Source organism: Nocardia aobensis NBRC 100429, assembly GCF_000308375.1.
In the GTDB taxonomy this organism is placed as follows: Bacteria; Actinomycetota; Actinomycetes; order Mycobacteriales; family Mycobacteriaceae; genus Nocardia; species Nocardia aobensis.
The window spans coordinates 1-20,291 of record NZ_BAFQ01000038.1 but is presented as its reverse complement, the minus strand read 5'-3'; the positions used below and the strand labels follow the sequence as shown (position 1 = coordinate 20,291).

At 70.2% G+C, this 20,291-nt stretch carries 4 protein-coding genes; all 4 read right to left on the bottom strand.

Annotated elements, in window-relative coordinates:
- Positions 1 to 2: 2 nt before the first annotated feature.
- The 4 genes from RJ03_RS04265 to RJ03_RS04250 all read right to left on the bottom strand — a co-directional run bounded on the left by RJ03_RS04265 (position 3) and on the right by RJ03_RS04250 (position 20,064).
- A complete protein-coding gene (locus RJ03_RS04265) occupies positions 3 to 815 on the bottom strand; it encodes an ESX secretion-associated protein EspG (RefSeq protein ID WP_051024297.1) in 813 nt (270 codons plus the stop codon).
- Entirely contained in the window at positions 812 to 2,758 is a 1,947-nt protein-coding gene (locus RJ03_RS36920) for a hypothetical protein (protein WP_036498232.1), read from the bottom strand. The genes RJ03_RS04265 and RJ03_RS36920 overlap by 4 nt, the downstream gene beginning before the upstream one ends.
- A 196-nt stretch (positions 2,759 to 2,954) precedes the next feature.
- Entirely contained in the window at positions 2,955 to 4,583 is a 1,629-nt protein-coding gene (locus tag RJ03_RS04255) for a hypothetical protein (RefSeq protein WP_036498231.1), read from the bottom strand.
- A 100-nt stretch (positions 4,584 to 4,683) separates the two neighbouring features.
- A complete protein-coding gene (locus RJ03_RS04250) occupies positions 4,684 to 20,064 on the bottom strand; it encodes a DUF6782 family putative metallopeptidase (protein ID WP_157163330.1) in 15,381 nt (5,126 codons plus the stop codon).
- Positions 20,065 to 20,291 lie beyond the last annotated feature (227 nt).

Here is a 20,291-nt window from a genome sequence, read left to right as displayed (position 1 = left end):
GATCAGACGCGCTCGTCCTTGATCGCGCGGACGACGGTGATGATCTCGGCGTTGACGGCGGCGATCAGTCCCTGCCGGTCCACGCCGGTGGCGGTGCGCGGCGGGCCCGCCTGGATCACGTAGCGGCCGTCGCCGGGCAGGTCGCGCCAGTCCAGATGACGGACCGTACGACCACGCGGGCCGAAACGCGAGACGCCCTGGGCGATTTCGATGGTTCCGGAGCGTTCCGGGACGATGTCGAGGAAGCGCTGCCCGGCGGCATCGGCGGGCTCGTCGTAGCTGTCCCACAGTTGCGGGGCGCCGCCCGCGCTGTCGGCCGATATGTAGTGCGCTTCGGCGGCTCCGGCCGGCGATTCCGGATCGGGCGGCAGCAGGATGTGCCCGAAGACGCCGGCGTCGACCGGCGGCAGCGCATCCGCGACCATATCGGCCAGCCGCAGCGGATCGCACTGCACCATCGTGAATCCCCCGGCGTGCAACAGGGTGCGGCCGGGTAGTTGGGTGAGCAGGTAGCCGCGGTCCTCGCGCCGGGCTGCCAGCAGGCGGACCGCTCCCTCGCCGCGATGGGGGTCGTGGCCGTCGAAGCCCGTGACCAGGACGGCGAGATCGGGCCGGGTGCAGTCTCGCACCGCGTCGAACAGGGTGTGGTCGGGCCGCGCCAGCATCCGGTCGCGCAGCCGCGTGCATTCGCGCTGGAAGTCGTCCTCCAGCGGAATGTCGGTGGTGTAGACGAATGGACGCGGTGGCCCCTCGTCACCGAAATGCCGCCACAGGACGACGAATTCGAGATCGGTGAAGCTCCAGCTGCGTGTCATTTCTCGACGACCGGTTTCACGACCACGGGCGCATCGCCGAGCGCGTCCTCGAGATGCTCGACCGAATCCAGATAGGCGGGCCGCTTGTGCTCCTTGCCCTGCTGATTCTGCGCGCCCGCACCGGCCGCCCCCGGCGATCCGGGAGTGCCGGCCATCGGCGCGGCGCCGGCCCGGCCGGTCGCGGAATCGACGGTGTTGGCACTCAGCGCCGTGCTGAGCGTGCTCGCCCGCGGGAACAACTTGGAGGCCTGCGCCAGATCGCGACTGAGCGCGGGCAGCCCCGGCACCCCGGCACCGCCGCCGGGCACACCGCCACCGCCGCCGCCCGCACCGCCTCCGGCCAGGGCGGACAGCGGATCCGAACCGTCCATACCCGGAATACTCAGCCCCGGAATATCACCCAGTCCGGCCTTGGCGAGCGCGTCCTGCTGCTGTTGCTGCGTCAGGGTCTGGGCAACCTGCTGGAACGCCTGCATCAACTGCTGCACGCCCTGCTGCGCGGCCGACATCAGCTGCTGGACAGCGGACATGACCTGCTGCTGTTGCTGCTGTTGCTGGGCGGCCGCCTGCTGCTGCTCCTGCTGCTTCTGAAGCTGTTCCTGCTGCTTCTGTTGTTGTTCCTGCTGTTGCTGTTGCTGCTGCTGTTCCTTGTGTTGCTGCTGCTGGGTTTCCTTCTGCTGCTTCTCGAATTCCGCGGCCTGTTTCTGCTGCTGCGCCAACGCCTCCCGCTGCTGCCGGGCCGCCGCCTGCTGCGCGGCCTTGGCCTGCGCGTCGTCGGGTGTGCCGCCCGGAGTCGTACCGCCCGGCGGGGTCGAGCCGCCGGGTGGGGTGCTGCCGCCCGGTGGGTTCTGACTACCGGGCGGGTTCTGACTGCCCGGGGGATTCTGGCTGCCCGGTGGGTTCTGCCCCGTCGGGTTGTACGGGTTGGCGGGAATCTGGCCGAATGCCGCGGCGGCCGCGGGCAGTACCGGGACGTGCGACGAGGACTGGTTCATCCCGAAGACGTAGGTGCGCCGGAAACTTTCGCGAACGGTTTGGATCCACTGCTGCTGCGTCTTCGCGTCGGCTTCGTTGTTCGGCGGCATGCTGTACTGGGTCTCGTTCAACCACCCAGAGCTGTAGACGAGCAGATCGCCGGTGCCCCTGATCGCGGTGGACAGCCCCGGGATGCTCTTGCCGTAGGCCTGCACCGCCGCCACCGCGGTCTCCTTACCCGGCCCGCTCCACTTGTCGACGGTCACCGAGTCGATCTTGTTGAGCAGATCCGAGTACACCTTGTTCACCTCGGACGCCATCCACCACCAGGTGCCCGCGTGGTTGGCGAGATTCTCGGCCACCTTGTTCACCCGGATGTAGTTGCCGACCTGGAACAGGTCGTACCAGCTCATGTAGTCGGGCGCTTCGGGACTGATGGTCGAGGACTGGAACGACTGCAATCCCGCCTTGTTGTCCATCGCGTTGACGGGATTCTTCAAATCGTCGGTGGTCCCCGGCACTTTCGGCGGATCACCCATCGGATCCAGGCCGTCGGCGTCCCACATGTAGTCCGGTTTACCGCTGACGTTGTCGAGCAGCGCGGAGTTGAAGCCGTCCATCTTGCCGTAGGCCTTGCCGGCCGCGATGAACGTGTCGATCATCTGGCCGAGGATCGTCTTGTGGTCCTCGAAGACCGTCTTCAGATCGGTGGCCTCGGTACCGAACTTCTTGCCCAGCGCGGTACCCGACGCGAGATTCGACACCGGCGAGCCGGCGGTGAGGTCGTCGGTGTAGAGCTGCAACGTCTTCAGCGCGGCGATCGTGCTCTCCGCGGCCGCGGCCACCTCCAGGGCCACGTCCGGCTCGAACTTCAACGCATCCTTGCCGGACGTGTGGTTCTTCGTGTAGTCACTCAACGCCGGCCACGGATTACCCGTAGCGACGGGCGTAGTCGGATCGGGCGCCATCGGTCGTGCTCCTCGAATTCGATACCAGCGGACGCGGCGCGTTCACCCCGTCGGCGATACCGGCCGGAGGTGGTCCCCCGTCCCGACCGGTATGCCGAATAGCAAGTCCCGCATCATCTTTCGAACATGCTGCGACCTGCGAGCAACACCGGCGGCAACGGCGGTTGAACGCGGGGTGAAACACCGGCGGCGAGTGTCATCCGGCCCGCAGGGCGCCGCGCCGCTCCCGGAACCGCTGTTCGAAACCCTCGACATACACCGACGGCGCGATCGAGGACGAGGACTGTTCCAGCACGCCGTCGTCGGCGACGTAGAACACGGCCCGCCCGATCGCCACCTCGTCGGGTTCGGCGGGCACGTACACCATCCAGCCCACCGAAATCCGATCCGCGTGCAAACGATCCAGCGGATATCCGTCCGTCGCGATCCCGGCCTCGTCGAGATGACCGCGCACCCGCTCGAGCGCCTCGGGCTCGGGTAGCGGCGCCGGACCCGTCGGCGTCGCACCGGCCAGCGTGAGCTGGTTGAAAGCGCCGTCGACATCGAAGCCGCCGTCGTCGCCGAAGACGGCGACCAGGGTCTCGCGGGTCACCACATTCGCCTCGGCTGCGGCGACCAGCGTGTCCACCGCGGAGCGCAATTCGTCGTCGGCCTCGCCGTCGATCAGGCCACGGATGACCTGCGCGACCGTGGCCGAGGTCCACACGCCCGGCAGCGCGTCGCTGAGGTGATCGGCCGACGGCGACTCACCGCGATACCACCGTCCGTCCTCGAACCAATAGCAGAACGACAGCAACCCGTCGCCGAAGCGCGGATTGAGCACCGAATTCGACACCCATTCCGGTGCACCGGCATACAGTCCCGGCAGCGGTGCGCCACCGTTGTAGGCGGCATCGAGCGCCGGCGCCTCCCACACCCCGCCGGAGAGTACGGCCCGGCCGCCGGGCAGGAGATACAGCGTGCTGCCGCCGCGCCGGGCGCCCTCGAACCAGCCCAGCGAGGGCAATACGCGTGGTCCCCACTGTGATCCGGCGGCGACGAAGGCGGCCGCCATCACCGCCCACCGGCTCCACAGTGTGGACAGATCGGGAAAGTCGTCATCCGACACCTCGGGCACCACACCCGCGGCTCGATCGGCGCGAGCCTGCCGGGCCGCGACCGCCGGCGGGCGGGACTGCCGGTCTCCGTGCCCGATATAGGCGCCCAGCCAGACCGGCACCCGATCACGCGGATACGCCTGCAGATCCGCCAGATACGCCTCCGGCGCCAGCAGTTGATCGTCGGGGAACGGTTCGTCGCCGTAGTCGTAGTCCACCTGGAGATGTCCCGCCCGATCCAATCGGACGAACAGGCGCCACCAGGGACCGCTGGCGAAGGCCGCCGACAGATCGCGGTGTTCGCGCACCAGCTCCAGGACGGAGTCGGGCGGATCAGCGCGCAACATGCGGTCCTGGTCGTTGGTGAAGACGACCTCACCGCCGCCGACCACCACCGTGATGGCGAAGACAGCGGTCAGCTCGTGCCAGCCCTCGGGCGCGACCGCCGCCAATTCGCGGGCGATCCCGTGCGCCAATTCCCGGGCGCGAGCCTCCGGATCCACTGCCGCCGCGACGGATTCGGGCTTGCCGCCACCCAGGGTGAAGCCGACGTCCGGTTCGTCGTCGGAGGCAGAGACCGCTTGGTCGTGCGACGGGAGATCGGCCCGGTCGTCTGCGGGATCCGGTGCGGAGGCCGCCGGTGTGCTGACCGGTCGGACCGACGCCGGTGTGGCATCCGGATCGGATTCCGGTTGCGAATCGGGATTGTGCTCATCGGGGCGGGTCACGTCGCGGTGTTCTCCTCGTTCGCGTCCATCGTCCGGCGCGGCCGGTTGCGGACATCCTCATCGGTGCGATGCTCGGTAACAGTGTGCGGTGCTGCGCTTTTCACCGCACACCCCGGACTTCGGCGAAGATCTGCGTACGGCGGGCGGGATTGTCGAGCACATCGCGAATCCACAAGCCGAGGTCGAGTTCCGGTTTGCGCTGGCGGTAGCGCACCGTGCACACCGCCAGTCCCGCCCGGGTCACGGTGAACTCGGTATGCCGACGCCCGGCGCGCTGCCAGTGCACGATGACCGCCAGATCATCGGCATCGATCAACTGCCCCGCGACGCGCAGGAACAGCCGATCCTCGGTGCGGAAGAAGACGAACTCCACGCCGTCGAGATCGCCGTACACCCCACTGAACGGGCCCATCGGCTCGGCCGACTCGTGCAGCGACCCGGTGAGCGGATCGACCTCCGCACAACGATGACCGTTGAACTCCTGCACCAGGATTCGGGACGGTGCGGCAGTCGGCGCGCCGGTCGGGTGCGCGTGGTGACGTGCCGGAGTGGAGGCGGAGGCCGCGTTGTTGCCGTTCGGCATCGGTGGTGCGAACGGTGGGAAACCGTTCTGCGGGAAGTTGTTCTGCGGTTGGTCAGCCGGAACCGGTTGTACCTGAGAGTTTCCCGTTGCGCCGACGGCCGGATCACCGAGGGAGAACGGGCGATCGACCGGGAATCGCCGGTCGTGGACATTCCCGTATCCGGCTCCCGGATCGTATCCGGTGCCGCGGTGGTTTCCATTGCCGTACCGGTCGGCGGCGCCAGGGCCCTGCTCGACGCCATGATCCGGCGGGATCGCTGCGTGTGAACCGTCGGATACATGCGGTTCAAGGGCCGGCTGCTGCGGAACCTGCTGTGGGATAGCAGGTTCAGCCGTATGAGGCAGCGCCCCCAGCGGTGCACCGAACGGGTTGAGCCCGGTCGCAGCGGGGTTCACATTCCGCTCGGTACCCGCGCTCGGCAGCGGGAACGGTTGCGAGGCGGCATTGCCCGGGGCGACTGCGTCCGAAAGCCACGGCGGTACCGGGATGTTCGGGTGGGCCTGCGAACCCGGCAGATGGTGGTGGTGGCCGTGATGATGGTGGTCACCATGCTCGTGGCCGCCGTGGTCGTGACCCCCGTGATGACCGTGGCCACTGTGGTGGTGGTCATGACCGTGGCCGCCGTGCTCGTGCCCACCGTGGCCGTGATCCCCGTGATGGCCGTGGCCGCCGTGGTGGTGGTCATGACCGTGGTCGTCGTGCTCGTGGCCACCGTGGCCAGGATCCCCGTTGTGGCCGCGGCCGCTGTGGTGATGGTCGTGGCCACCGTGATCGTGGTCATTTCCGTCGTGGTCGTGATGACCGTGATCATGCCCGGGGCCGTGCCCTCGGTGATCGCCGTGGTGATCGGGGTCGTGACCGTGATGGTCGTGATGGCCACCGTCCGGGTCGTGATGACCTACGCCGGGCTGTCCCGGGCCGGGCTTTCGCGGCGGCTGATGCGGCGGTGGCTGATGCGGCGGCGGGGTCGGAATCGGGGCGGGCGGGAGGTTGACGTCGATGCGCTTCGGTGTGTAATCCGGCCACTCGAATTCGGCGTCGTGCGGGACGTGCGGGACCGGCGTGATGTACGGCTGGCGCGGATCGCGTGCACGCGGGTTCGCGCCGCCCGCACGATCGGGCTCACCACCGTCCGGCGGCTGCTGCCCCGCCCGCCGGGCGGTACCCGTTCCGCCCCCGGATTCCCCGGCGTCGGCATCGCCCGGCGATCTGCGAGCCGTATCCGATTCGCTCCCTTCACCTTCCGAAGCGAGGCCGGGACGCACCGGTGCTACCGGCCGCTCTCCACCGTCGTCGGCATGCCCCGGCCTGCTCCGACTGCCTTCCGGAGCTTCGTCGGTTCCCGCCTTACCGGCCTCGGTGTCGTCCTCATTCGGCCGACTCTCCGCTTCGTCGAGAACACCGTCGGCAGCACCACGCTCCCGATGCTCGCCGCCGACCGCACCGTCGGCACCGTGCGGTGCGCGGGGCGCACTGTCGACACCACCGGCCCCGCCGGACTCCCGACGCCCACCGTCGGGAGCGAGGCTCGGCGTATTCGCTGAATCCGCCGCATTTTTCGCGGTACCGCCCGGTTCGGCACCGGCTTCTCCGGGCGGAGGATCGGCGGGTGCCTGCTCGTTGCGGTCCGGTCGGTGCGGTGCGGCACCGGTCTCGTCCGGAGCGGGCGGAATGCGGTGGGCATTCGATTCCGTCACGGGCGGCGTGGTTCCGGAGCCCGGTTGCCGCGGACGCGGCGCCTGGGGCGGCGCTTCCAAGGCGGCGACGAAGGCCCGGCCCTGGGAATCCACGGTCAGGCGGAGGTACCGGATCTCGACGTCCGGATCGGCCAGAGCCTGTGCCAGTTCCGGATGAGCGACGACGGCGGCATCGAGTACGGCACGGTGCGGAGACCCACCGGAGCCGTCGGAGCGCAGGCCGACCACGATCACCATCGGATGGTCGCCGTCGATGATTCCGACCCGGTTCGTCACCGGCCGCGCACCCTGCGCCGCGAGGAAATCGGGTCCGGCCACATCGGTGATTCGCTCGGTGAGGGCGAAGACCCGGGTACGTACCTCCTCGTAGGCTCGTGCGGCGCGCTCCCGCTCGCTGCCGGTGGCGGCGTCCCGTTCGGCGCGCAACAGGCCCAGGTCGTCGGCGAGACGGGCACGTTCGGTCGCGAGCCGCTCGACTTCGGTTCGGCCCGAGGACAATTCGTGTGGTTCCATCGGCCCGGGCTGCCGCAGCGGGCCGTCGCCGGATGCCGGCCGGCCCTCACCCGGATGCGGCGCCACCGCACCACCGGAATCCGAACCAGGGCGATCCGGGCGATCCGGTTTCACACCGCTCGCGCCCGTATCCCCCTCGTCCGTGCCGCCTTCGTCCGGACCACCGAGAGCGGGCCGGGCCCGATTCGTCTCGCCCGCCCGCTCATCGGGCCCGGCCGCGTCGAGGTCGTCCAATCGGCGGGTGAGATCGCCGCGCAGGCGCCGGAGGGTGTCGGGCAGTTGCCTCGGCTCGACCGCGGCTTCGGGTTCGCCGAGGCGTTCGGCCCAGACGAAGCGCTCGCCCGGGTCGGCGGCGTCGGCGAGCTGTTCCACGCGGCCGGCACGCAGCAGCAGATCCAGCAGCGGGTCTCGGGCACCGGGGGCGGGCAGGGCGCGCAGCGGACCCGCATCGCGCGCCGCCAATTCCTTCAATGCCGCGACCGGATCCCGCGGCAACCCCGGGAAGCGTTGCCGCGCACCGGTTTCGTCGAGAATCTCGGCGGCGCGGCGTTCGCGCGGGGAGAGCCACGACGGGTCGGGCGCGGGTGCGTCGACCGCGTACGGAATCCGCGACATCCGCAGTGTCTTGTCGCGGCCGTGCTCGGGCGCATCGGGCGGCAGTTCGTCGGGATGGACCGGCACGCCGTCGCGGATCACGAGATGTCCGCTCAGGCGGCGCCGGTTGGTGTCCCAGTCGTACCCGTGCCGGGCCGCTTCCAGGTCGGCGTCGTGCCAGGTGGCGTCGTCGTGGTCGGCGAGGTACTCGGCCTCGACGTAGGCGTCGTCGAGCAGCAGCAGATCTTCGTTGTACGGCGTGGTCCGGCCGTCGCCGTCGCCTTCACCGGTGAGCCGCAGCCAGGCGTCGGCCACGTGCGGGAGCCGGTCGTAGGTCTTCTTGACCATCCGGCCCGTCGGATCGGCGTGGTCGCGGACCCACATCTCGTTGCGCATGAGGTGGTCCTTGACCAACTGGATGCGCTCGGTCAGTTCCGCGCGGGTGAGCGGAGTGCCGTCCGGATGCCGCGCCAGGTTCAGCGCCTCCAGCCGGGCGCCGCCGGGATCGGCGGGGTCCAGCAGCGGATCGCGAGCCCGGGTCAGCAGGTCGACGATCCGGTGCACATCGGCATTGCCGGCATCGTCGGCGAATCCTCCGATCACGCGATCGGCCCAGCGCTGCACCGCATCCCAGCGCGCGACATCACGGTCCTGACGCGGCGTGGACCACTCCACCCGGTCGCGGGGCGGCACGTGATCGGCGGCCGACCACGGTCGATGCGGCGGCTGCAGATCGATCCGGGGCCCGGCCCGCCAGCCCTTCCAGCCGCGGAACGAGCGCACGACCGGGATCTTGCGCAGCACCGGATGATCCGGATCGAACGCGCCGTCGGGCAGCCAGGTGGTGTGTCCGCGCACCCACTCCCCGATCTCCGGCCGGCGCTGCAGCGGACCCAGCACCCACGGGTGTTTGCGAGCCATGTCGTAGAGCTGCACCCACCGCTTGCCGATGGTGTAGAGCGCGCCGTCGAGCGGCATGCCGTGATGGGCCTCTTCGTCCCAGCCCGGCGGCGGTTCCGGTTTGGGTCCGGGTCCCTGATGCCACCACAGTTCGGCGCGGCCGGCTTCGCTCAGCGTCAGGATCTGCTCGTAGCTCAGTTCCGGCCAGTGATCGGTGAGCAGCCGAAGTACCAACGGCTCCACCATGTTCTGGAACGGTTCGGCGCCGAGTGTGCCGCTGAATCCGTCCGGCATCTTCTCCTCGCGCTGCCGGTACGGGATGTGGGAGTTGTCCGTACCGCCGAAAGCCGCCCATCCCTTGGGCGGCAGCCGCCAGCCGTCGACCTCCTTCTGCCAGTATTTGTCCAGCTTGGTGCCGCGTGGCAGTTCCGGCTGGTAGGCACGGAAACCGCGGGCCTGGCCCTCTCTCGTGTCGTGCCACTGTCCGTCGGCGCCGCGCCAGCGCACCATCGTGTCGCCGGCGAACGGCAGAGTGTCCTCGCCCAGGCGGCCGTGCGCGGGCAGTCCCGTGCGCTCGATCTCCACCGGCGCCATGGTCTCGACCCGAGCGCGGATCTGACCGGCGCCGTCACGATCGCCGCCGGCCAGTTCACCGGTGACCGTCAGCCGATCGATGGTGGTGGCCGGATCCTTCAGCAGCGGAGCCAGATCGGGATGCCGGGCCAGCGCATCCAGCAGCGGCGCGTCGAATCGATCGTCGGCGGGCCGGCGCGGACCGGCCGGATCGTCGGCACGGCCCGGCACGTCCGGATGGTCGAATCCGGCCCGTCCGGCGACGACGATGAAGCGCGCCGGGCGGGCGCCGGTACCGTCCTCATCGGGTGCACGACCGTGGTCCAGCCACACGTTCTCGCTGATCCGGCGCAATGCCGGCGTCTCATCCGTGCCCACTGCGGCCCGCCAGTGGTCGGCGACGGCCTCGGGCCACGCACCGGTGAGCGCGACCCGCTCGTCGTTGAAGTGGTCGATCCGGTGTTCGGCGCGCTCCACCGCTTCCTCGGCGTCGGCGAGCCGGCGCAGGTTCTCCGGTGTGCGCTGCGCGGGATCGTCGAGAAGCCTCGACAGCTCATCCCTGATGCGGCGCAACGGTTTCGCCCGCTGCACCGCCGCGCGATGGTCGTCGGCCACCCGGCCGAGTTCGTCGCGGACCGCCTCGGCCTGCGACGCGTCGTGGCGGGCGCCCCGCTGCTCCAGATCGTGGATCTCGCGGTCGATGGCGTCCAGCCGGTCCTCGAAATGGAACAGCCGGTCCAGCGCCTCGGCCAGTTTGTCCACGTGGTCGGTCTGTTCGCGCTCCTGCTCCGGATTGAGCTGCTCGTGCCGGGCGACGTCGGGACTGTCCGGGCCCGCGCTGTCGCTGACGTAGCGCCCGGTGTCCGCGCGCAACTGGCGCAGAGTTTCCGACCAGCGGTTGCGGCTCAAATCCACATCGCCGAACGGGTCGGCGCGATGGTCGACCTTGGTGCGCCAGAACTCGAGATCGGCTGCCACGTGAGCACGTTCGCGCACCTTGGCGTCGAGAGCGGCCTGCGGATCGGCCACCGGCGCGGTCTCCGCCGGTCGGGGCCGCTCCGCATGCGGCTCGGCGGAGTCAGGCGCTTGCGGCTCGGTTCCGGTCCGCTGCGGCTGCTCGAGTTCGGCGGGCCGGCGCCCGGCCGCGTCGAGTTGCGATGGCGGCTGGTGCATGTCGTCGAACCGAACGCGGCCGTCGGCATCCACGCGAACCTGCCGGAACACGAATTCGCCGTCGTCACCGAGCACTGCGCGGCGGACAGCGGGATCCAGGACATGATCCGGATCGGCGCCCGGCGCCACCACCACGAGCCGGTCCGGTGCGCCGTCGCGGCCCGGAACCAGCCGCGCCACTTCCGGTTTCGGATTCGCCGGGTCCACGGGGCGTCCGCCGGCGTCCAGCGGAATGCCGTCGTGGCCGGCCAGGACATCGCGGGCAGCGAGTAGCGCGGCGTCGGCCGCCACCCGGTCACGCGCGGCCACCAACGTCTGATCGTGCACCCGCAACAGTCCCAGCAGGGCCTTGCCGAGCGATTCGGTCTCCTCGGCTCGCGCTTCCTCGGCGCGGCGGTCCTCGAAGAACTTCCGCAGATCGGCCCGTGGGATGTCCGCGCGGTTCCACAGTTCGTCGGCCCGCGCCCGGCGCCCGACGATCAGATCGCGCACCGCACCGGCCAGCTCGCGCGGCCGCATCCGCCACGCGTCGTCGATGCCCAGATGTTCGGCGAGCTGCACGATCTTGGCGAAGTTCTTGTCCACCTGATCGTTTCGCCGGCCCAGCTCCGCGCCGAGGTCGCGCAGCTGTCTGCGCAACGCCCGGGTGCTCTGTTCGTGTTCGTGCTCGCCGCCGGCGATCCAGTCACCGGGACGGCGCGCCGGAGCCGGCCGCGTGGCAACGGGTTCCGTCGACACCGGATGGTGCTCACTCACCCAGATCCGGCCGTTGTGGTCCAGTTCGAGCCGGTAGTAGACGGCGTCGAACCCCTCGGCCGCATGCCGGACCCGCTCCCGCGCGGGCAACCGGAGCTCCGGATCGCGGCCCGCGCCGACACCGACCCACCGGCCGCGCTCGCCCGGTGCGCCGTCCACCCGCATGTGGTTGGGGGCGTCGAAGCGGAAGCGGCGATAGGAGACGCCGGAGATGCGCGGGCCGCGATCGTCGAAACCTGCTCGCAGCTGCAGCATTTCGCGTTCTGCGGCATGCTGGGCGGCGGCCCGGCGAGCGGATTCGTTCGCCGCCGCCGTGCGATACCGGTCCACCAGCTCGACGCTCGCGCGGCGCTGCCGCTCGGAGATGGGGGCGCGATGGTCGTTCACCGCATCCCGGACCGCACGTTGCAGTTCCGGTCGCGACAGCCCGTCCGGATCGACGCCGAATTCCCGGGCGAGCCGCTCGAGCCGGCCCAGGTCGACGGTGCGCCGATCGTTGAGTTCGATGGACAGTTCGGCACGCCGCTGGGCCGGCGGTGCCAGCCGATCGCGGATCGCATCGGCGACCTGATGGTCGGACGGCAGCGCCACACCCAGGCGCGCGGCGCGCCGATCCACCTCGAGCCGGGGCGCGCCGCGGTCGAGATCGCCCAGCAGATCACGCAATTCGTTCCGGATCGCGGGCGCGGTGCCGGCGGCATCGGCGGTGCGGGCGATCGTCTCGCGCAGGATCTCGCGCCGGATCTCCTCCGGCCGCAAGCCGAGATCATGAGCACGGGCGGTCATTCGCGTCCAGGCGCGGGCCCGCGTGGCACCGGCATCCGCCAGATCCCGCAGCGCCTTACGCAACGCACGCGTCACCGGACGATGCTCACGCTGCGGACCGTTCTGCTCCCACGCCTCACGCGCGGGCCGTTCGCCGCCGTGCGGCGCGGGCGGGTCCGACCGGCGCGGAAGCGGCAAAGTGTCCGAATCCTGTTGCACCGGCAGGTTTTCGGCGCTATCGCCGCCGTCCGTTGGCGGGCTGCCCTCGTCGGAACCTCCACCCGCCGGAGGCTTACCACCGGCGCCACCGTCGATCCCACCACCGGCCGCATCGGGCGCGGGTTCCGCGTCCGCCTGCGGCGCCGCGCCACCGGGCCGGTCGCCACCCGGCTTCGCGGGCGAGCCACCCGTGCCGTCGTCACCGGAATCGGCACCCGGCTCCTCGCCCTCGTCTCCGCGTTCTTTCGCGGACCACTCGTTGACAGTCGGCAGCTCCGCACCGGGCTTCGCGACAGATTCGTCACCAGCCGCCACAGCACCTTCATCAGATGCGCTCCGGTCGTCACGGTTCGCGGCAGAACCCTCCCCATCGGCGGTCCGCTGCTCGGCACGACTCACCACGGAGCCTTCTGCATCCGGCGCGTCGGCGTCACCGGGTTCGGTGGCAGGGCGGCGACCGTCGCCGGACGCTCGCTCGCCGGATCCCTGTGCGCGCTGGGGGTTCGCGGCCCGCAGTTGCCGTTCTTCGATCCGGGCAGCTTGGTAGTCCCGGGCGGCGCGCATCGTCTCGCGGCGCAGGCGGTACAGCTCGTTCAGCCGCTGCTGGGCCCGATCGCGGGCGGCGGCCCACTGGTCCGGACGCAGATCGTTGCGGGCGATGGTGGCCTGATGGTCGGCCGACTCCTCCTCGATCCGGCGGAGGATCGCCGCCTCCAGATCGCGCGCGTTGCCGTGATCGGAGAGGCCGAGTTCCCCTGCGATCCGGCGCAACTCGTCGTGCGCGGCAACCTGCCGGGCAAGCGCGGCGTCGATCTGTCCGTCGTCATCTGCCTTCGGTGCGGGCTCACCGTCGGTCACCTGCTTCGGTGCGGCGACGTCTCCAGGCCCCGGCTCGTCGGCGTCCGACTTTCGCGCCGCAGCGTCTCCGCCCTCCGGCTGAGGACCGTCCGGGATTGTCGCCTGTGTTCCCAATTTCGATTCGGCTGCAACGTGTTTCGGCTCGCCGCTCGATGGCGGAGGAGACGGATCGGCGGGCCCGCGGTGGTCGCCGACGATCTTCCATAGCCAGTCGGCGTGCTCGGCGGCTTGCCGCGCCTCCCATTCCGCTTGATCGGCGCGCATCCGAGCGGCCCAGGACCGGGCGCCCTCGGGACCGTCCGGATCGCGCGCGACCATCTCGTCGGCGAGTTCGCGCATGCGCACGGCATGCCGGGCCGCCATGCGCGCGTCCCAGCTCGCATTCTCCGCGCGCATCCGCATGCCCCACTCGGTGGGCGATTCGATACGCGGAGGTGCGGTCGCATCGGAATCCACACCATCCGAGTCCCCGCCCTCGGGCTCCGGCGGTTGCGCCCCGTCGCCCGGTGAACCGGGCGGCTTCGACGGAGGTCCATGCGGCGGAGCGGCGGCCGCGCCGTCGTCGCCTTCGGACAGCTCCACATCACGTTCCACGGCGGCGCGCAGTTCCGCGTCCAGATCCGCGACCCGCACATCGTTGTCGTGGAATCTGCGTGTCGCCTCGAACAGCGCGTCGTGCCTGCGCGAGAACTCCTCGAACCGCCGTCGATAGTCGGCGAGATTCTCACCCCGGACGGTGCGCGAACCGAGTTCACCGAACAGATCGTGCAGGGCCGAGCCGTCTTTCAGGCCGTCGGACAGCAATTCCTCCGGTGTGACGCGGAGTTCGTAGGCATGGTCCTCGATATAGCTGCGGGCCCGTTCGCGCTCGGTCCACGCCGCCGCCCATTCCCGGCTGATCCGATCGATGGTCGCCTGCCGGTTCTCCGGCAGGTCGGCGACCGCCTGGTGGTAACGATCGTTCAGTTCCGCCAGCGCCCGCAGATCGGCGGCCCGCTGCCGCACCTCGTCGCGCAGTTCGCGCTGCACCTGCTCCCGCTGCGCCGGGGTGAGCCGCTCGTGCTTCTCGATCTTGCCGTCGCGGTAGGCCTCGTAGGCCCGCACGTACTGTTCCGGCGTGGCGTCGGTGAGGTCGTGGCCGAGCAGCCGGGCCCAATCGCGATTCGGCCGTGATCCGGACGCGACCGGCTGATCCGGGTCGGGCGCGCCGAACAGTCGCTGCCCGTCGCCGATGACCTCCCGCAGGTGGGTCAGCGCCTCCGGATCGTGCATCGGCACTTCACCGTCGAACACCCGCGGGTCGGTCCCGGGATCGAAACGCAATCCGTTCGTGAACGGGTCCGTGTCCGCGAGGGTCCGGACGAAATCCGCGAGCGCCGCGGCGGTGCCGGGGTCGCGGAGCCGCCCGCGGATCAGCGAGGTCAGCTCACCGGGGTCGATTCCCTGTGGATTCCGCTGATAGTCGAGTTCCTTCGAGTACTTCTTCGGGAAGACGTCCTTCGGTTCGCCGCCGAGAGCGCGCACGAGGTTGTCGCGGGCCTCGACCAGGTGAGCCGGATCCTCGCCGCGCCCCTTCAGATAGCTCGCCAGTTTGTCGTAGTACTTGACCAGCTGCTCGACCTGCTGTTTGCGCAGCGCGTTGCGGGTGCCGCGGTCGGCGATCGAGTCGGCGACCCGCTCGGGTGTCGCGTGTTGCGCGTCGTCGATACCGCTGGTCTGCGCGAGCCGGTCGCGCGCGTTGGCCAGATCGTGGAAGGTCTCGATGGCGTCGCTGCTGCGCGCGTGGTCCAGCAGCGCCTCGATCTGGAGGGCGCGCAGGTCGTTGGCGCGAAGTTCGTGTTCGATGAGTTCGGATGTGATCTGGTCGGGGTCCAGGCCGAGCTCGCGCGCGAGATCGTCTCGCACGGAACGGATTCGCTCGGGGGTGCGGGCGTGCGGCGCGACCGGGGCAGGCTCGGCGGGCGGCTGGGTGACGTGCCAGTTGCCGTCGGCGTCGTGGACCAGCAGTCCGTCCAGATGCCGGCCCTCGACGTCCACCGAGATCGCCCGTCCCTCGATATCGCCGAGGTGACGGACGTGCGCCTGATTGTTCGCGTCGACGACGACGGTCCACTTCTCCGCCCGCACCTCACCGTTGTTGAGGCGCGCGGCGAGCCCGGGATGGCGATCGAGCGCGCCGGCGAGCGTCTGTTCGTGGTCGCCGTGCACGTCGAGGATCACCAACCGGCCCGGCTCGCCCGGTCGCTCCGGCGGCAATTCCCGGACATCGCTGGCGGGGAAGCGGTCCCGGAATTGCGCGACCCGGTCGGCGAAATCGCGGATCGCCCCGGCTCGTTCGTGCACTCCGTCGCGCAGGTCGTTCAATGCGCGGTCGAGCTGATCCGGTTCGAGCCGGGACAATTCGGCGGCGAGCAGGTCGGCCCAGGTCGCGCGCTCGTCGCGAATCTGGTCGCGCCGCAGCGCATTCTCGAAATACGTCCGCAGGCCCTGGTCGCGGCCCGACTCGTCGTCGGGGTCGTATTCGATGCGCTCGTCCGGGTTCTCGACGTTCAGCACGTCGAAGTCGCGGCCCGATTCGGCGCCGTTGTTCACGCCACGCCAGTTCAGCAGGCCGGGATCGTCACCCTGGGCGATGATCACTTCCTTGAGGAAGCGCCCGAGCGGATTGTGGTCGGTGATCGACTGCGGCCGGTACGGGATATCGGCGTGCTCGGCGTTGTAGCGATGTGCCGCGTCGCGCAGGGCTTCGATGACGGCGGCCCGGCGTAGATTCTGGTATTCGGCGGTATCGAGTGCGCGGCGCAGCGTTTCCGGACTGATATCGGACAGATCGACGCCCAGACGATCGGCGGCGGCACGCAAATCATCGGCCGGATTGCCCTGCGGCGCTTCGGGTTCGCCGAGTTGCGGCGCGGCACGGCCGGGTAGGTCGTGCGGCTGCGATTCGTCGACCAGATGACCGAGGCCGATATCGCGCAGATACTTGTGCATCGCCGCGACCTCGGCGGGGTCCGCGTCCTCGTTCCAGTACGCGTACTCCCGCCCGTCGCGGGCGTGCATCGGAATGTGTTCGCCCGCTTGCAGATCCATCCGAGCGGTGAGGTGGTTCAGCAGCGGCGCGTGCTCACGGTTGATCCAGAGGGTGAACGACTCCTTCAGCAACCGCGCGTAATTGATGCTGATGTCGTGGTCGCCGAGGGTCTCGAGCGCGTGAATATCGAACAGATGCCCGAAATCCTCGGTCATCTCGGTCTGATATTTGCCGTCCTGACCACTGCCCGACGGATATTTCGGATAGTGCCCCTCGTACCCGCCGGTGAACCGCTGCCACAGCGAACGCAGCCGGCCGGGTTTCGCCGGCTCGACCTCACCGCCGGCCGCCTGCTCGCCTTCCCGGACCGGCTCCACGGACTCGACCCGCCACCGCCCGCCGCCGTCGGCGACCAGCCGCAACCGCACGTGCTCACCGTCGACGGTCACGACGACCTCACCTCGCCGCGGTGGCTCGCCGGGGGCCGCACCCGGCGTAGGCGTCTCGCCGGGCGGACGACCCGCACCGCCGGCACCGTCGGGCAACTCCGGACTGTCCACGTGCGGTGCGCCGTCGACCCCTTCGGGATGCCGGAAAAGCACTGTGACGCCGGTGTTCTCGCCCAACCGTCCTTCGAGCCCGGAATCGCCCGGCAGATCCGGATCCCCGAAGGTGACCTCGGTGTAGCCCAGCTCCTCGGCGAGGGTGCCGGTGAAGGTCCGGCGCGCGGCCTCCTGCGGCGTGAGCCCCTCCTGCACTCCCGCGTTGAAACTGTCCAGATTGTCGGTGAGCGCCCCGCCGTCGAACCATTCGGCCTGGATCGCCTCGACGCGGTCGCCGAGTTCGTTCATCAGATCCCGGAACATCTCGCGCCCGGACGGAGTATCAGGGCCGACACGCACCTCGACGTGCAGCACGCCGCTCTCGGTCACCCACCCCTTGATGCCGTAAGCGGTGTCGCCGCCGTAGTGGTTGGCATAGCTTGTCCCGCCCCCGTCGCGCTGCTCGGGCGGACCGGCCGGCGGGCGAGGCGGCTGCCCGGTGGGCGCGTCCTCCCGGGGCGGATGCGCGGAATCCCATGCTTCGCCGTAACCGTGCGCGTAACTCGCACCGCCGTCGGGCGCGTGATCACCCACGGCCGGGCGGATCGCGTCGACGCCGGCCTGGTTCGCGATCCGGTCCAGTTCGGCGGCCCGCGTCGTCGCATCGCCCGGCAGATCGTCCCGCGCGGCCGCCCGTTCACGAGCCGCGGTGAACGCGTCGCGGTAGATCCGCTCGAGCGGGCTGGTCGCGATGTCGTGCCCCGCCTCGCGCAGCTGCGCGAGCGCGTGGTATTCCATTGCGTGCGCGTCGGTTTCCTCGTCCAGCATGTGCGAGACGTAGTCGTCGCGCGACATCCGATCGCGGTCGAGCACGCCGTCGCCGGTGCTGCGCTCGTGCGCCCGCTCGGCATGGATGGCGGCATGCACCAGGGCGGCCATCTGTTCGCCGTCGGTGCCCCCGATGTCGAGGGTGAGCCGGTTGCGGGCGGGCTCGTAGCGATGACCGCCGCCGGAGTCGTGTTCGATGGTCACGCCCCGCGCGTGCAGGGTGTCGACCGCCCAGGCGCCCACCGGCACCTCCGCCAGCTTCCGCCGCAGCTCGCCGATGATCGCCTCGGACGCCTGGGCCGCGAGGTCCTGCGGCTCCACGGGTTCGGCGGGATCGTCTCGAGCGAGCCCCGGCTGGTCGACCCGCTCGTAGCGGATCTCGCCGTTGTGGCGGGTATCGACGTTCAGGTGTTCGGCCTCGGCACCCGGGCGGGCCAGTCGTTCTACGATCTCGGGCGGCGCCGCCCGCATGACCCGCTCGTGATCGCCGGGCGCCGCGGCGACCATGATCCGGTCCGGCTCACCGGGAATCACCGCGAAGTGATCGCCGACCAATTCCGCACCCGGGGCGTCGGCGATCATGTCGCCGAGCAGCCGCCGCGCGACGTCCGCCGCGGCGCTCGCCCGCAGCCGGTCGACCTCGGCCAGGGCGTTGTGCCGGCGATCGACGAGATCCGACATCCGCCGCAGATCGTGGGCCAGCCGCTGCAACTCGGCACGGCGCTCGGGCGCCAGCCCGTCGCGCCCGAGTTCGCGGCCGATGGTGCGCAGCTGATCGGAGATCAAGTGCTGCAACATATCCCGGCGCATCGTCGGGTCGTAAGGAATGCGATCGGCCACCCGATCGGCGACGTGGGCCAGCTCCTGCGCATGCTCGTTCAGGCGGACGGTGGCGATATGCCGTTCGAGAGCGGCCGAGCGGATGCGGTCGCGGACCACCGGATCGTCCGGCACGTAGCGGATGCTCCGGTCGGTCGGCGTGCGGGCGCCGTCGTGCGCGCGATCCCAGATATCGCGGTAGTGATCGGCGTAGGTCCGGCCGCTGTCGTTGGGCGGGATATGTTCGAGGTAGTCGCGCAGATGGTCGACCGCCACCTCGTGCGCGATCTCGTGCGCTCCCGGGCCCTCGAGTCCGCGCAGCGCGCGCTCGTAGGCATGGCGGTAGGCGACCTCGGCGGGATGTTCGGCGATGTCGTAGCCGAGTTCGCGCAACTCCGCCGCCAACTGGAATCGGCGTCCGGAGGCCATCGCCTCCTCGTGCACCATCTCGCGCACATAGTCGTCGCGCGAGAGCTCGAGAGGCCGATCGGCGGGCGATTCGCCGTTGAGATACCGCTCGGCGTGCACACTCTCGTGCGCGAGAGTGAGTGCCTGAGCGATCTGGCCGCGTCCCTCGGCGTACAGAACCGCCGTGATGTCGCGGCGCCGGAACGACCCGGATCTGCCGTCGCTGTGCGACCCCTGATCGATGTGCTCCCGGTAGCGGCGGTCGGTGAGTTCGCCGAGAATCCTTCTGCCGGTGGGTGTTCGAAGCAGCAGTTCGTGGACGCGGCCGACATTGTCGTCGAGCGCCTGCCGAATCCGCACGGCGGACGGATCCTGCTGTCGCGCAAGCGCTTCGCGGTGTTCCGGGGTGAGCGGATGGATGGGACGCCCACGGTGGTCGAACAGGATCATGTGGGTGTCGTGCAGATCCGCAGGCACGCGCGCCGGGTGGTCGGTCACCACCCCCGTACTCGGATCGCGCACCACGATCCGCCCGCCGCCCTCGTGGACCATGACGTAGGCGTGCGCACCGACGACTCGGCGGCCCGGACCGGCGTGATAACCGTCGACCACCAGCGCCGACGCCCCCTTGCGCATCCGCGAGAGGCGCCGCGCGATCGCGTCGTGGTCGCCGACCTTCACCATCCGCCCACCGGCGTCGGCCTGCACCTCCGCGGCGGTCATACCTTCCGGCCCGACCGCCCGCTCGGGTAGCCGGATCGTCTTGCTGCCGGTGAGATCGCGAATCAGCTTCAGCGCCAATTCGGCACAGCGACCGCGGGTCGACTCCGGACGAGCGGAGGCCGGTTTCGCCGCTTCGGGCGCACCGGCGTGATCGGACTGCTCGCTCCGCCCGGACCGCACCGGCTGATGATCACCGACCTGCGCCGGCATCGGCGGGGCCCCGGGCACCAGCTGGTCTTCGGGCCGGTCACCGTTCGCGTCGTCGCGGTCGTGCCGGGTGCCTTCTTCGCCGGACTCGTCGCGGATCGGTTTGCGCACCGTACCGTCGTGGTTCGTATCGGCCGCCGGGCGCCGACGCGGTTCGTCCTGTTCAGTCGATTTCTCTTGCGTGCCATCATGTTCCACGCGCGAGTTGCCGGAGTGGGACCCGTCTCGCGCCGGATCGCCGGTGTCGTCGCGCGGTGTGCCCGCGGCGTCGTCGGCCTTATCGTGTCGCACCCCCGGCTCGTCCGTGCGGTTCGACGCACCCGCATCCGCGTCGCGGGGTGCCGACGAGTCGGCGTCGCGGAGTGCCGACGAGTCGGCGTCGCTGGGAACGGCGGTATCCGCATCCCGGGGGACCGACGAGTCGGCGTCGCGCGCGGTAACGGACTCGTCTGCGCTTCGTCCGGTCTGGTCGGACTCGTGGGACGGCACGCGCTCGTCGTGCGGGAGTGCACCATTCG